Genomic DNA, 15431 nt, shown 5'->3' on the forward strand with positions numbered 1-15431 from the left:
TTGTTTTTTCTTTAGAATTTTTTTAAATCTTCTATTTAATTTCCTTCGTAAAATTCACCAAGTTTTTCCCAATCTGGATTTACTTTAAGCCCCTGTGTAGCTGCTGCCTTTTTATTAATCACAAGCTTTAATGTCTTCGGTAATTCAACTGGGATTTCTGAAGGCTTCTTCTTACCACTTAATATGTCAGCGGCCATCACACCTGATTGATATCCAATATCAAAGTAGTTAAATCCACTAGCTGCGACAGCACCTTTTTTCATAGAATCAAGTTCACCTACAAAGAGCGGAATCTTTTTGCTATTTGCTACGGATATAACTGAATCAAGTGCTGATACAACTGTATTATCGGTCGGGATATATATGGCATCTACACGGCCAACAAGGGATTCTGCTGCTTGTTTCACTTCTGCAGAAGTTGAAACCGATACATCAACAAGCTTAGCACCTTTCTTTTCAGCAAGATCTTTGACTTGTTTTACCTGTACTACTGAGTTCTGTTCACCAGAATTATAGATTACACCTATTTTTTTTGCGTTTACTTCATCTGTAATAAAACCAATCGTTTTACCAGTTGCATCAGGATGGTTATCTGTTGTTCCTGTAATATTTTTCCCTGGTTGATCAAATGCTTTAACTAAACCTGCACCAACCGGATCCGTAACAGATGTAAATATAATTGGAATATCTTTCGTTGCATTTAATGCACTAACTGCACTTGGAGTTGCATTAGCAAATATTAAATCAACTTTATTTCCGACAAAGTTGTTTGCAATTGTTTGGGTGTTATTCATATCTGCTTGAGCATTTTGTTCATCAAATTTAGCATTAATTCCTTTATCTTTTAATGCTTGTTTAAAACCTTTTGTAGCTGCATCCAATGAAGGATGTACAGCAAATTGGGTAATTCCAATTTGGTAAACCTTTTCACCATTTCCCTTTTTTTCAACAGTTTCTTTACTTGAACAGCCTGTAATCAATAACACTCCTGCGAATACTAATGAAACCAATCGAACAATTTTCTTCATAATCCAAAATCCCCCTAATAAAAAATACCGACTCTTTAACACATACACGGATAAACGTATTGATATTATATCACTTTAAAGTCGAAAAGTATTATAAAATTTTAATATTTCTAAAAATTTTATTTATTAACTACCTTTTTCATTTTTAAAGGCTATGTTAAATTTCAGTGTCTATTAAATATTTAAGTTAATATTTTAATAAAACGACTGTTGTTCAAACATGAATATATATATAAGGGCAAAAATAAGTGATTTCGAGTGGAGTTAAAAGACATTATTGTTTAACAGAGCCATTTTTAAAGTAGGAATAACGGCAATCATTACTCGAGTAATCCAAGAAACCAACGAAAATAAAATAAGCGAAGATTTTCCGGTTAAATGCAGAATAGAGCTCGTTTCGGGGTGTATAAGCGGAGGTTTTCCGGTTACGTAATGCAAAGTCCCCCATTTTCGCGGTTTTTGCGTCAATAGGCGAAAACTCTCCGTCTATTTAATTCTATTTTTAATCTAATTTATTAAGGCTCTTTTCTTAAACTTTGTTGCTATTTGAAACTAAATTAGAATGGGATTCCAGTTTACCGATGAAACCCGTAGGAAGTTTTTAAGAAAAGAGCACGATACTATTGCTATTTCGGGTTTTTAGACTAGGTACGAAAAACAACAATCTATGCGAAAACAGCCTTTATTAATTAAGAGGAATTTTTCCGTCTATTAAGAATTCGGACAGGTATGAAATATAACCATTTACCTTTAACAGACATCCATGCAAAATTTTTGGCACATCTATGAATGAAATAACAGTTATCCACAGTTATTTCAGGGTAGAGTCTTTTTAAAAGAAGCAAATTAACAAAAATTATTCAAAAAAAAAATCCCTCTTTAAATAAGAAGGATAGTTATTGCGCTATTCATTTTAGAAATAAAACAGAATTAGAAATGATAGTTTCGTTACCATTCGCTAGTTCTCTCTAATATTTTATCAATTTCAATTTTTAAGATAGGAAAATCATCAATGTCCATTTTTAGATCGGTAGTTGAGTCTAATAATTTATCGATATCTACTATTAAAATCATCTCAAACTACCTCCAAAAAGATAAGATTTTGTCTAGTTTATCTTATCTAAAACATTCGAATATTTTATAACTATTATGGGGGTCATTACTTCCAAACTCTTTTTAACCGAAAAATTTCTTGAAAGTATCCCCAAACTGATACTGGCGACATGATCATTTGATTTACAATAACAAAACTAATAAATCCGACCCGATTTTTTCTAACACGTAAATGAAGTCTTTTAAAAACATGACTCTGATAATTATAAAGTAAGAGATTGCTACAAATTGTTAGAGGTAAAACAAGCAATGTAGTTGGACCCACAATCGGGTAAAATCCAAAAAAGGCTAAAATAAGTCCAGGTAGCCAGAAAAAAGTATAGACAATATCAAGGTACGGCATGATCAAATTAATTGATGTAAGATACTTTGTGAAAATTCGCGGCTGCTCCCATGGCTTTACTTGCTTTAACCCTTCAACCATTCCACGCGCCCACCTATTTCGTTGTCGAGCCAAATGTGTTAATTTAGTGGGTACGTCGGTAAATGCAATTGCTAATGGTTCAAAATACACACGCCAATTATTCCGTAAAAATTTCCATGTTAAGACAATGTCTTCTCCAATTGCATCTGGCCAGCCCTTCATTTCCCTAACTACAGAAGTTTTATAGATGCTAAATGCTCCTTGTGCAACTAATGTCCCCTGGTACAATCCCTGTAAACGTTTCACAGATGCAATTCCAAGAAAATAGTCCCATTCTTGAATCCTTGTCCAAAAAGTCTCACGGCTATTTTTCACTAGTACTGAACCTGCAACTGCACAAACATCCATTGGCGAACTTTGAATTCTTTCTACTATATAGCGGACAGCTGAAGGATGTAATAATGTATCGGCATCAAGGGTAATGACTAAGTCTGATTTTACGTGCTCTAACCCAGTATTTAAGGCAAAGTGTTTACCAGCCCTTGGTTCGTTGAGGCAAACGACTGAAATTTTTCCTTTCTTTGCCTCTTCATCCACAACAGTTGATGTTCCATCAATTGAACCGTTATCAATAACAATTACTTGAATTTGTCCTTGATAATCTTGCTTTCTAATATTTTGCAATGTATCAGATATTCGAATTGCTTCATTTCTTGCAGCAATTAAAATAGAAATTGTTTCTTTACAATTCATATATTTAACAGGGGGTTGTCGATCTAAAAGAAGACCTACTACCAGAAATGCATTTAAATAGCCAGGTATATATGCAAGCCCCATTACAATCAATATTGAGATGGTTTTACCTACATATTGGCTTAAATCATTGACCCATGGAAGAGATAACCAAATGGAGAATACTACCCACAAGATAGCAGCAGTCTGACCAATCCAAAACTTCCAAACAACTGGAATATATAATTGTTTTTTGGTGATCTGCTCAAAAGAAGGAAATTCAGGATTTGTTTGCATCTAGCCTCCTCTAATGCAAGAGTCTTTTCCAAAATGATAGCATGAACATTCGTATTCATCATTGGTAGTTTATGGCTTAAATCAGTGACGTAATTCACACTTCGTAATGTGAAAACAAAAAAAATGAGCTTTATAGTTAAAAAGAGTGGGTAAAACGAAAAAGTACTAGTCAAAGTATGATATAGTTCACATTTTTTTTTTGGAAAGAATATTAAAATGATAGATGCAATCAAGCAAGCGATGGGGAAATTTTTTGTTTGATAGATTATATAACGGGAGGGTTTACTATGTACCAATCTATTGCCTGGTACGCGACATTATTCTTCGTATTTTTAATTGCATTGGCATTTTCCTTTGTATATGGAGAATCGAAAAGATTAAAAGATTATGCACCAATTCAAGTAAAGGGTTATAAAATTCGTAAATTTTATTTTCTTGGACTTGTTGCTATTTTAGGATTAGCTGCGGCTATATCACTAAGTAAGCTTCCATATCATGACCAATCAGCAAAAGCTGCCACGAATGATAAAATCGTTAATGTAACAGGTAAGCAATTTGCTTGGGTCCTAAGTGATGAAAACTTTACTGTCGGGGATTCCGTTCAATTCCGTGTTACTAGTGCGGATGTAACCCACGGATTTGGATTATATGATCCAAATATGAAGATTATCGGACAAACTCAAGCAATGCCAGGATATACAAATATTGAGTACGTCACGTTTAAAAAACCAGGGACTTATAAAATTTTATGTTTGGAATATTGCAGCACTGGTCATCATCTGATGATGAAAGACATCGTTGTGAAGCCTAAAGGAGGTAAATAATTATGGATACAAATGAACGAGCTTCCATTAAAAAAGGCGTAGCACTTTCATTAATGATTACCTCTGTCGTTCTTGTTCTTATGATGACTTTTGGAGTAATCATGTTATTGAATCAAGGTAAGATCATAAGTATTCCAGCTCAACTTTTTTATAAACTAATGACTGTTCATGGAACAGGAATGATCGGGATTGCATCTTTAGGTGGAAGCGCTATCTTATGGTATTTCTTATCTAAGTACGTTCGCTTAAACGCAGATATCCTTTTTGCTAATCTAATCTTTTCAATCGTTGGAGTTTTAATGATCCTTGTCGGTATTTTTGTTTTTAACTTCTCCGATGGTTGGACGTTCTTATATCCACTTCCATCTTTCTCTGCAAAATTAAATGGAAACACTGGAGCACTCTTATTCTTATTTGGTCTATTATCAGTAGGTATTGGCTACTTAGTCATGTATTTCTATTTAGCAGCTCGACTTATAAAAGAGTATGGTGGTTTAGGAAAAGCACTTGGATGGGATTATATATTCCGTGGAAAAAAAGGCTATGGACCTCCTTCAGCAGTAGTTGCTACTGCAATGGTTATTATTGCTAATTCAGTTGGTATTCTAGCCGGTGCAACTGCACTTTTAGAATCCATTTTAAACATTATTAATCCTAACATTACCTTTGATACAATGGCAGCTAAACAATTAACATATGCATTCGGTCATATCTTTGCTAACTGTACGATATATATGGCTGTTATCGCTGTTTATGAAGTTTTAGCAGAATATACAGGCCGCCCTTGGAAATCGAATAAAGTATTTTTAATTGCTTGGAATTTTTCCACTTTATTTACATTAATGATTTATACCCACCACTTATTAATGGATTATTCTGTTCCAAAGTGGATGCTAATCCTTGGTGAAATCTTCTCATATGCAAACGGACTTCCTGTTATGGTTGTTACTGCATATGGAGCATTGATGATTGTACATAAATCAAGTATCAAGTGGGATTTTGCTTCAGGTATGTTCTTCATATCTATGTTTGGCTGGGTTGCGGGTGCCGTTCCAGCGATTATAGACGCAACAATTGTCGTTAACCATGTAATGCACAATACTAAATGGGTGCCCGGACATTTCCATACCTATATGGGAATGGGCGTTGTTGCAATGATCTTCGGTTTTATGTACTATTTTAATAAAACTGAAGGCTCAGAAGCTCAAAAAGAAACTGGATTTGACAAATATGCAATTTTCACCTATTTCTTCTTCTTCACAGGTTTAGTTGGATCCTTCCTTTACGCTGGAAAAATAGGTGCTCCAAGAAGATGGGCAGAGCATTTACCATTATGGACTGGTTCTGACCAACTTGGAGCCCTCTGTGGAACATTTATCGTAATTGCAGCGATTATATTCACTGTTCGTTTCTTTATCGGCTTAAGCAAAGTAGGAAAACAATCAGTATCTGAGATAAATAAAGCTTCATAATAACAAAAATCCAGTCATTTTAAAATGACTGGATTTTTTAGCTTATTGGGTGAGTTTTCTTTAGCTAAGCATAAGGGCAACTACACCTAATCATCGCCCTTAGGGGCTCGCCAATAGGTGCGTTTTCTTTAAAATTAATTTTTATTGCCAACAATTAAAAGTGCTTCTTCATTCTTTGCAATCATATTTAATTGAACATCTAGGCGTTTATGAATAAGATTAATTTCTTCACGTACAGGAAAATCCTTTAGATAATTGTTAATAAACCTTGAAAGGTCCTTTAATTCCTCACGTTGAAAATCAGATACATTTTCGACAATCCCTTTTATGTCTGTTAAATCGATCTGGTTAACAGTAACTCGGTGCTCAATGCTGTCCATTTTTTCTAAACGTTCTAGGCGCTCTCCATAATATTTCAAGTCTTTCTCCATGTCACTTATTTTTTCATCTATTGAATTTACTTTTTCCAATATTTCTGATAATACCTTTTCCACTTATTATTTCTCTCCTAATTTAGATTTTCTCCCATTCTACCATGGGCTATTTTTCCATAATGTGATTTTTTATATCATTTTTAAGCACATTTTTGAACATTTTGTGGAAATATATCAACTGAAAACAAAAAACCGTACCAAGAAAATTTTTCTGGAAGTTTTTTTTCATAGTCTTGCTGAATAAATTGTAAAGAATGTAAAAAAAGATATCAGCCTATATCTAGTAGGCCGTTAGAAGCTCATTATGTAGGCATCTGGTGTAATATTGGTATATTTATAGGTGTTTTTTCCGTTCTCGGTTTCAATTGTTAATTCATCCTTACGATCATTAAGTTTAAGGGATAATTTATCTCCTAAATCTTCATCGTTTAAAAAGATTCCAGAAAAGCTATTTTTTCCGGTTTGAATAACTTCGGTAAAAAGCTTTGTGTTTTGGCTCTCGTTTTTAACATATTGCTTTAATTGATACCTTCCGTAACTGTGTGAGATAACTATATAAGAATCCTTATTAACCCAAAAACCATATATATCTGAAAGAGTTGGTTCTTCCGGGTTATACGAGATTTTATTTTCTTCTTTTGGGACATTTTGAAAGTCATCTATTTTCTTTTTAATTTCCTTTTGGACGGTCTGTTGTTCATCGCATGCGGATAAACTTAAGATGATTGAAACACCTAATACAATTTTTAATAATCCCAATTCCCGGAATACCTCCTCATATGGAAAAATTATCTTATAAAAAGCTTAAAATAAAATAGAGATAAAATCAATAAAAGCATAGGGAATGCTTTTTTGTTTTGGTTTATTCTCGCGATTTCTTCGGAATGTCTTTTTTCCAAAGTTTGTCTTTCTTCGGCAGATTCGTTTCATTTCTTATCCTCTATCTAACGTAAATTTATTTACTTTACTTTTTTTGACTGACTGGTCATTCCGTTAATTGCTATAAATCACCGTTCATATCCCGTCAACTTTTTATATGACCAGATGGCCATTTTTCAAAATAATATTTATTCCATGCCAGTATGTACCTTTGCTTTTAAAATCGGTATGATAAAATAATGATATAACTATTATTGATGGAGGCAACTATGTTAACTTTTGATCAAAAACTTGCTATTATCGAAGCATTTCCAGAGCTAGAGCGGAAAAATGTTTCACTCGGCCGTGTAAATTTTCAATTTGAAAAAAGCGTATCAGATAAAAAAAATATCATTTATCACTTACATCCTAATGGAAATGGCTTTGTCTATGCTGGTCATTTACCAAATTATGATACCGATGAAAAAGGTATGGTTAATATCCGTGACTTTTCCGAAAAGGAATTAAGTCAATTGATAAAAGAAGCTATCAGCAGTCTTTCTTTTTCCGAAAACAATATTCCAGCAGAAGAAGTAGTTAAAGGCGAGCCCAAAGAAGAGAAATGGGTAAATGATGAGAAAAACCACCTACTTCTGGTTAATGAAGATGATATTTGGAATGTTTACTTTGGCTTAAATTTGGAGGACACCTTTGGTACATATGAAGAAGCAGAAATGTTTTTAGTTGATCAAGGTTTTAGGAGACAGTAGTCTCAATTTTTGTTTCAGTATTTTAATAAAATGAATAAAAGCTGTGTTAATTCGAAATGAATTCTAACACAGCCTTTTATTTAGCATTTTTCGCTCTTATATGCTTGTTCATCTTCAATCCACTTGTCTAAACGGATAATGCTTTTTTTCGCTCTTTCTAATTCTATAGTTCGGTAGTGATGCATTCCACCAACTTCTTCGTCTTTTTCATCTGCAAGTTTTACTATTTGCTGTAATGGAGTTCGAATAATATCATTAGAAGGTAAAAACGAATCTGTATGAAATAAAATGGCAAGTGCAATAGTCTTCGCCTTTACTGGATTTTCACCAAGACGAATCAAAAGTTTGTGGGCTCTTTCTGCCCCTTTAATCGCATGAATATCATTTTGTTTATATAGCTCATAATCCCATTTTCCGTTCTTATACCATGTGTAATGACCCATATCATGGAGCAGTCCGCCCTTTGCAGCAATATCGACGTCTAAATGATGCTGCTTTGCCAGATGAAAAGCATGGTAAGAAACGGCAATAGCATGAGCTAACCCAGAACGGTTCAAATACTTTTGGGTAATACGATGCTCAAAAATATTTAACAAGCTCACATCTCTCAACATTTCTCCTCCTAGTTTAATTTTTATCCATTATTATAGTCTAAATACAAATCGAAAGATACTTTCTACATTGAAGGGATTGTAAGATCATAAAAATGTAGCAACGGCTCTTTAGAAAAATGACCGTTGCTACATTTTTATATTTTATGTAACGTATAATTATTTTAAGATTTTACTAAAATGGATCAAAATAAATGTTTTTTCTCATAATCTTTAACAATTGTATAATTTTTATGCGAAACAACTGTTCTATTATATAAGAACTCTAGGTCAGTATAATTTTTGGTAATGGTAACGATTACTGAGTTTTGATTTACTTTTTCCACAATGCCTTTAATTAAGTTTTTGAATAGGATTTCATCCCCAATCTCAGCAATTGTTTGGCCTATTGTATTACCACCATAATGTTGATTCATTCTCATGACACCTCTTTTGAAAAAATTTCAGAATTTTCTTCCAAGAAACGGTTATTTGCAATCATAAGGTTTTGCAAACATTCTATTTGGACTTTTTCAGTACAAACAAAATCATTCAATAACTCATGTTTCAATGTAGAATAAATATCCACAACTTGTTCCTTAGAGACTTTGGCTATTCTATTCCTTTTTAGGAAGTTCAAAATTTCATTTTGAAAATATTCTACTGTACCGAAAAGAACTGTCAAAGCTTTTCCCCTCTCTTATGCACTTAATTTTATTTTAAAAATAGAAAAGTCCACCAGAAAGAGGTGGACAAAAGGCAAAGTAAAAGTCGAAATAACAATAAATCCAACCTTTAGATTCGGTCTTTTTGGCAACCCGACAATCATAGTAATAAAACCTTAGACTCGTGGCTTTGCGTCCTTATTTTTCAATAAGTTTGCCTTTTTCATTTTTAATATCTTTATAATAGAATTAAAGAGCAAAAATTTCAACTATTTTTCTACATTTTTTTACATTTTTTTTATTATTCGTAAATAAATTTAAATTCTATTTTATCCCTACCGCTTTGACTTTCTAAATCCTGCCTTTTGGGCTTCTTGTTCAGAGCAAAACCAGACAATATTATCTTTAGTTGAATCATAGAAGGATCCACCGGGAACATGATAGATTTGGGAATTAGCATTTCCTTTGATTTTACCTTTACATCCTACATTTGATTCTTGATCATCACCAGGGTTATTTTGATAATTATTTGCCTTTACAGTTGGTGTTGTTGTTTTTCCCGTACCTTTTGTTGCTGGATGAAAGCCATCATCTTTTGCATAATTTTCAATTGACCATATTCCAATTTCCTTTTGTTGTGCTAGCTTTTGAATTGCATAAAATTCATCAACATACTTGGTGTTTGGAGCATAAATATAAGCAACACGAGCAAGGCCTTTTTCTAATAGCATTTCATTAAACATTTTTCCATCGACATATATATAAGCAAGGAGCCGGCCGTATTTATCACGCCCACCACCGATCCCCGTTTCGATTTGAACATTTCTTCCCACATATAATGTTTTTTTTGTGTAATCTGATGCCTCAGGACCAAATGGTTGCACTCCTAAACGCGGGTGATGCGTCTCAGGGGTATCAACACATAACATTCTAATCTTTTCTTCTTTCCCATTAAGATTGACTTCAATCGTATCGCCGTCGACATTTTTCACAATAGTTGCAGCGATTAACTGTTTATTCCCGTTTGTGGTAGTAACCTTTGAATTTGTCGTTTGTTGTGGAACATCATCATTTTTGGTGTTTTTTTGTACCTCTGATGCAATTTCGCTATTTTCGAGTTTACTTGTTATCTGATTAGATTTAGTAACAATTGAATTATCTATTGTCGAACAACCTGTAAGAAGTACTGTCGATATAAATAAAATGGATAGAATGGAATATATCTTTCTTTTCATCATTTATTCTCCTCCTAGCTTTATACTCTATTTCATGTAGATAAAGAAAACTCGCCGATTGGCAAGCCCCTAAGGGCGATGGCAGAGGCGTAGTTGCACTTATGCGCTAGTAGAATTTATGGATATAAATTCTGATTAGCTAAAGAAAACTCGCCGATTGGCAAGCCCCTAAGGGCGATGACAGAGACGTAGTTGCACTTATGCGCTACTAGAATTTATGGATATAAATTCTGATTAGCAAAAGAAAACTCGCCGATTGGCAAGCCCCTAAGGGCGATGGCAGAGGCGTAGTTGCACTTATGCTTAGCAAAAAAAGAGTGAAGAATATTCTTCACTCTTTTTCATATTCCTAATTTCCTTTTGTCCCTTTTGCTGTGTTTGAACCCTTAGGCCCTAAATACTCATAATCATTCGGATTAATTGGAGTATATCCATTCGGTTTATAGAATCGCAAAAGATCCTTATACACTACTTCATCAGACATTTGCAATGCTGTTTTTACTTTCCCATCAATGTCTTTACATGTAGTGGCATCTACAGCCAATTCACCAGTAGGAGTAGAATAGCATTTTTCATTTATTTGCGTTACCCTTGGTGAAACAAAGTCGCCATTTCTAAATAATGCCCAATTTTGATGCTGCTTAGAAAGAAGATCTGATCCAAATTCCATATAGTCTTTAGTATCTGTACCTAATAAGTGGAGAAGTGTTGGGCGTACATCGACTTCGCCACCATATTGGTGCTGAACACTACCTTTTACATTTGGAACATGAATAAATAATGGAACTTCCTGTAATTGCGCATTAATAGTTGGTGTAATTTCGTCAACACCTAAGACTTTCTTCATTGCTTCATTGTGATTTTCAGAAATACCATAATGATCACCGTATAATACAATAACGGATTTATCATATAAACCGTCAGCTTTTAGATCATTAAAGAATTGTTGCATTGCCTCATCCATATAATGTGCCGATTGGAAATACTGGTTCACGACTGTATCACCAAAATCGCCTGCAGGGAAATCACTATCCTGCGGATCCATTTCAAATGGGAAATGGTTAGACAATGTTATAAATTTGGTATAGAAAGGCTGTTTTAAACTTTCTAACATCGGCATTGATTCTTTAAAGTATGGTTTATCCTTCATTCCATAGTTCTTTGTGTTCTCTTCAGTCATGCTATAGTATTCAGCATCAAAGAACTGATCATATCCTAATGCTTTATACATAACGTTTCTGTTCCAAAATGTTTTATAGTTACCATGGAAAACAGCTGAATTATAACCAGCGCCTTTTAAAATTGCTGGGGTTGCTTGATAAGTATTCTGAGCTTTATTAACGAATACTGCACCTTGAGACATTGGATATAAAGAGTTTTCCATTAAGAATTCGGCGTCAGAAGTTTTCCCCTGACCTGTTTGGTGGTAAAAGTTATCAAAATAGAAAGTACTTCCATCATGAGCCAATGAATTCAAAAATGGAGTAACTTCCTGTCCATTCAATTTATAGTCAATCATAAAGTTTTGGAATGATTCTAATGAAACATAAATAACATTCATTCCTTTTGCTTTACCAAAATACACAGGATTTGGTTGTGCATAGTTCGCTTTCCGGTAGTTCTCAACGTCGGTAATATCGCTGCTGTCAGCAAGTGCGCGTTGACTCGATGACTTAATATTTTGAATAGCATCATAAATGGTAAAATTATAGGTACCTAAATATTTCACTAAATAATTGCGGTCAAAAGATCGTGTTAATAATTGTGGACGATCTTTTTCAGCTAATCCAAGATTAAACAAAAAGACAGTAATCGAGAATAACAAGACAATTTTAAAAGACTTTTTATTAGTCTCAGTTAATTTGTTAAATACTTTCATTGCTAGAATGATTAAAATAATCGTATCCGTGAAATAAAAAATATCAAATGGAGACATTAAAGAGAACGCACTATCACCAAGTTGACCAGAATTCGTCTTTGTCTGCATTATTACAGGTACTGTAATAAAATCATTAAAGAAACGATAGTAAACAATATTTGCATACAATAAAAAGGACAAAAGAAAATGGGTTACAATCATGATAATTTTTGTACCTTTTTTAAAAAGCAGAGCTAAACCAAAAAAGAATAGCGCTGAACTAAGTGGATTAATAAACAATAGAAATTTTTGTAGGTTATTATCAATTCCAAGTTTAAATTCAATTTGATAGGCCGCATATGTCTTAATCCAGAACAGAACGACAGTAATGGCAAAAAACGTCATATAACTGTTATTCAGTTTAAGCGGCATTCTATTTTTCTTCATTTTTTATTCTCCCCTCACTTACCAATAAACTTTGGTAAACGAACCTAAATTACTATATCACATTTTTAATAAAAATAAAAACAAAAATAGTACCAATTGATGGTAAGTACTTCATATATTTTCCCTGATATTCTGACAAGATTCTTCCTTTGCCAATTACTACTTGGTCACTATAAATAAGACTACAATCTATTTTGGTAAAAATATAATTTAACAAATCTATAATAAAAAATCCAATAAAATACTCATATATTTGTTGAATCCGAATAAAGCTTGACTTGTACTAGACGAAATTACGAGGAAAAGGTTTCATTTTTTTATTCCATGATGATCAACAAAATGACTAATTATGTTCTTTAGTTTGTACTTTATTCCTTTTCAAGAAATAATACAGGCCCAAGAATAGTAGTGCACTTGAAGCTCTTAATATTCCAGATGTAATCATTGCAACATCCATATTTGATTGTTCAAGTAAAAACACCCCGAATTGCGGCGCAATAAATCCAACAATTGCAAGTAATACATTATAATTCGCGATATAAGCACTTCGATTTTCTTCATTCGTGATCTCCAATAACTGGTTAAACAAAATTAATACCGTTCCAGAAACAAATAACCCGGAGGTAGCATTAACAATTGTTAAGTATAGTAAGTTGCTTGAGAGTATGGTCAAGATGGGAGTGGAAGCCATTCCAATTGAAACAAGGATCAGCATTTTGGCATTACTGTATTTGTCAGACATCCTTCCCCACCACTTAAAGCTAACAATCTGAGCAATCTGGTTAGCAACCGAAAAAAAACTAATCCACATACCATTTGCATGGGCATCTTTTATTTGGTAAATACTAAAAAGTGACCATGCCATTTGCCATGCAAAATTAAAAAATAATCCACAGATAAGAAAATAAACAAATGGTTTATCGCGAAATGCATCCCATTCAATAATTTTTTGCTTTTTTTTTGGAACCTTACTGGTTTCTTTTCTTACTTCTATATGTTTGGTTAAATAATATACTTCAATTAATCCAGAAAGAAAGGCAATTAAAAACATTATCTTATAGGGAAGCGAATTACTCTTCCCAAACTGTTGTAAGAGAATACCGAAGAAAAACGTTATCACCATCCCAACGATGGTTAAAATTTTATTTCTATCCCCGAAAAATTCACTTCTTCGGCGTTCTGGGATTAAATCTCCGATAAAAGACTGCCAACTTAGATTTACGAATGCTCCTGGGAAGTTCATTAATCCGACAAGAACAACAAATACCCAACTCTGGTATTGGCTCGGTATATACATAACCAAAAACATCAAAATAAGGAATAATCTTGTGAATAAAATAGAGTAGGCAGTAAATTTCTTTTTCTCCTCTAACCTTCCCATTAAAACGGAGCAAAGGATCATTGCAAACATCCCAATAAATTGTGGCAATGAATTAATTAAACTCACTTGATAGTTAGTTGCCCCTAAGACTCCAATTGCGAATAGAGGAAAATAATTATTACTCACATTTAGGACAATCGTGCTTGCAATTCCATTTTTAATACTATACTTTTCATTCAATTGATTCGTGTTTGTATCTCCAGTCACAATTCATCTTCCTTCAAATGGTGCTGTACTTGTTGCTTGATCTAGTTATTTTCAGAATCGAAATAATCTTTCCATTGATATCATAAACCCGTAAATATCAGTAAGCAATAAGATTTTTTGCTTATTTTTCGAAGAATTTTTTAAGAATTGGATATAATACAAATTTAAACAAATAATAATATCAATTAGTGAATGGGGGTAATTTGATGCCAAAAATAAGACCGGATTTTACAAAAAGCCCTTTTTTTGTGAATGAACCAGGAAACTGGCATTTAAAACCAGGGGCTCCAGAAAAAATTCAGGAGGAATTTGAAAATTATATGAGTTTACTAAGGGACACTAATGAGCCCGGAACAATTAATGGTAATACGATTGATTATCCTTACAACAAATAAACAGAGTCCTCCGACCACTGTTTATTTGTTGTATGATTAATTCTATTTGAAGTTGGTAATTACTATTATAGAAGAAGAGGCATAATGCCACCGATGATAAATAGCGAATATTTGCGAAACTAAGATTCATTCAAAATTGAAAAATTTGAAAAAATCGTAGGAAAATAACTCCAGTGATATTATCTCCCTTCATAATTTGGTATAATAAAGTGTCTTTTAACATTATTGAGGGGGAAAAGTATTTTTATGTCAGTCGAAGTAGGCAGCAAGGTAACAGGTAAAGTAACAGGTATCACTAATTTTGGAGCATTTGTAGAATTACCAGGAGGCACAACAGGTCTTGTGCATATCAGTGAGGTAGCAGACAGCTATGTAAAAGACGTTAATGACCATCTCAAAGTAGGCGACCAGATTTTAGTAAAAGTGATTAGTGAGAAAGACGGTAAAACGGCCCTGTCCATCAAAAAAGCTATTGATAGACCCGAAGGACAAACCTCTTCATATTCACAACGACCATCCCATTCGGGTAGAACTGATAGCCGTCCTAAAAACTCCTATTCAAAAGGAAGTTTCAAACCAAAGGAAAATTTCGAAGATAAAATGACTCGTTTTTTAAAGACAAGTGAAGAGAATTTATCTACCCTCAAACGTAGCACTGAAACAAAACGAGGCGGTAGAGGCGGAAGACGAGGATAACTTAGCAACAATGTTTTATTTTTCTATTATATAAATAGCAAGCCTGTGTTGTAATTATTGGCTTG

At 33.5% G+C, this 15431-nt stretch carries 16 protein-coding genes and 1 riboswitch; of the genes, 5 read left to right on the forward strand and 11 right to left on the reverse strand.

All coding sequences use genetic code 11. The features are described 5' to 3' along the window. Positions 1–35 precede the first annotated feature (35 nt). The 3 genes from RCG20_RS02985 to RCG20_RS02995 form a co-directional block, all read right to left on the reverse strand. The gene (locus tag RCG20_RS02985; RefSeq protein WP_308182749.1) at positions 36–1028 is read right to left on the reverse strand and encodes an ABC transporter substrate-binding protein; all 993 of its coding nucleotides are present in this window, start codon (positions 1026–1028) and stop codon (positions 36–38) included. 948 nt (positions 1029–1976) lie between these two features. Further along, on the reverse strand, positions 1977–2102 hold the full coding sequence (locus RCG20_RS02990) for a hypothetical protein (protein WP_308182750.1): 126 nt from the start codon (positions 2100–2102) through the stop codon (positions 1977–1979). Between the two features lie 85 nt (positions 2103–2187). Further along, the gene (locus RCG20_RS02995) at positions 2188–3534 is read right to left on the reverse strand and encodes a glycosyltransferase family 2 protein (RefSeq protein WP_308182751.1); all 1347 of its coding nucleotides are present in this window, start codon (positions 3532–3534) and stop codon (positions 2188–2190) included. Positions 3535–3821: 287 nt separating this feature from the next. Between RCG20_RS02995 and RCG20_RS03000 the strand changes: the two genes are divergently transcribed. Then, positions 3822–4358: a cupredoxin domain-containing protein gene (locus RCG20_RS03000; protein ID WP_308182752.1), complete on the forward strand. Its 537-nt coding sequence runs from the start codon at positions 3822–3824 to the stop codon at positions 4356–4358. Positions 4359–4360: 2 nt separating this feature from the next. Continuing rightward, positions 4361–5830 (forward strand): cbb3-type cytochrome c oxidase subunit I, encoded by a 1470-nt coding sequence (locus RCG20_RS03005; protein WP_308182753.1) that lies wholly within the window; start codon positions 4361–4363, stop codon positions 5828–5830. Positions 5831–5964: 134 nt separating this feature from the next. Here RCG20_RS03005 and RCG20_RS03010 read toward each other — a convergent pair whose 3' ends face one another. Both RCG20_RS03010 and RCG20_RS03015 read right to left on the reverse strand, forming a co-directional pair. After that, positions 5965–6324, reverse strand: coding sequence for a hypothetical protein (locus tag RCG20_RS03010; RefSeq protein ID WP_308182754.1), 360 nt, complete (start codon positions 6322–6324; stop codon positions 5965–5967). A gap of 231 nt (positions 6325–6555) precedes the next feature. Further along, complete coding sequence (locus tag RCG20_RS03015; protein WP_308182755.1) at positions 6556–7023, reverse strand: hypothetical protein; 468 nt, start codon at positions 7021–7023, stop codon at positions 6556–6558. 389 nt (positions 7024–7412) lie between these two features. On the opposite strand from RCG20_RS03015, the gene RCG20_RS03020 reads away from it, so the two are divergent. After that, entirely contained in the window at positions 7413–7892 is a 480-nt protein-coding gene (locus RCG20_RS03020; RefSeq protein ID WP_308182756.1) for a hypothetical protein, read from the forward strand. An 80-nt stretch (positions 7893–7972) separates the two neighbouring features. Here the strand turns inward: RCG20_RS03020 and RCG20_RS03025 are convergent, their stop codons facing one another. From RCG20_RS03025 to RCG20_RS03050, 6 genes are all read right to left on the reverse strand, one after another. Then, positions 7973–8506: an HD domain-containing protein gene (locus tag RCG20_RS03025; RefSeq protein WP_374120508.1), complete on the reverse strand. Its 534-nt coding sequence runs from the start codon at positions 8504–8506 to the stop codon at positions 7973–7975. Positions 8507–8688: 182 nt separating this feature from the next. Continuing rightward, positions 8689–8919 (reverse strand): YkvS family protein, encoded by a 231-nt coding sequence (locus RCG20_RS03030; protein ID WP_308182757.1) that lies wholly within the window; start codon positions 8917–8919, stop codon positions 8689–8691. Positions 8920–8921: 2 nt separating this feature from the next. After that, a complete protein-coding gene (locus tag RCG20_RS03035; RefSeq protein ID WP_308182758.1) occupies positions 8922–9167 on the reverse strand; it encodes a hypothetical protein in 246 nt (81 codons plus the stop codon). A 124-nt stretch (positions 9168–9291) separates the two neighbouring features. Further along, positions 9292–9376: riboswitch (cyclic di-GMP riboswitch) on the reverse strand. A 106-nt stretch (positions 9377–9482) separates the two neighbouring features. Then, positions 9483–10385, reverse strand: a complete 903-nt coding sequence (locus tag RCG20_RS03040; protein ID WP_308182759.1) for a thermonuclease family protein — start codon at positions 10383–10385, stop codon at positions 9483–9485. A 346-nt stretch (positions 10386–10731) separates the two neighbouring features. Continuing rightward, positions 10732–12672 (reverse strand): lipoteichoic acid synthase, encoded by a 1941-nt coding sequence (locus RCG20_RS03045; RefSeq protein ID WP_374120526.1) that lies wholly within the window; start codon positions 12670–12672, stop codon positions 10732–10734. A 358-nt stretch (positions 12673–13030) separates the two neighbouring features. After that, positions 13031–14275, reverse strand: coding sequence for an MFS transporter (locus RCG20_RS03050; protein ID WP_308182761.1), 1245 nt, complete (start codon positions 14273–14275; stop codon positions 13031–13033). A 206-nt stretch (positions 14276–14481) separates the two neighbouring features. Between RCG20_RS03050 and RCG20_RS03055 the strand changes: the two genes are divergently transcribed. Then, positions 14482–14670: a hypothetical protein gene (locus RCG20_RS03055; protein WP_308182762.1), complete on the forward strand. Its 189-nt coding sequence runs from the start codon at positions 14482–14484 to the stop codon at positions 14668–14670. Positions 14671–14916: 246 nt separating this feature from the next. Next, positions 14917–15366 carry a S1 domain-containing RNA-binding protein gene (locus RCG20_RS03060; RefSeq protein ID WP_308182763.1) on the forward strand — a complete coding sequence of 150 codons (450 nt, stop codon included), beginning with the start codon at positions 14917–14919 and terminating at the stop codon, positions 15364–15366. Positions 15367–15431 lie beyond the last annotated feature (65 nt).

This window comes from Neobacillus sp. PS3-40, from assembly GCF_030915485.1.
Lineage (GTDB): Bacteria > Bacillota > Bacilli > Bacillales > Cytobacillaceae > JAUZPL01.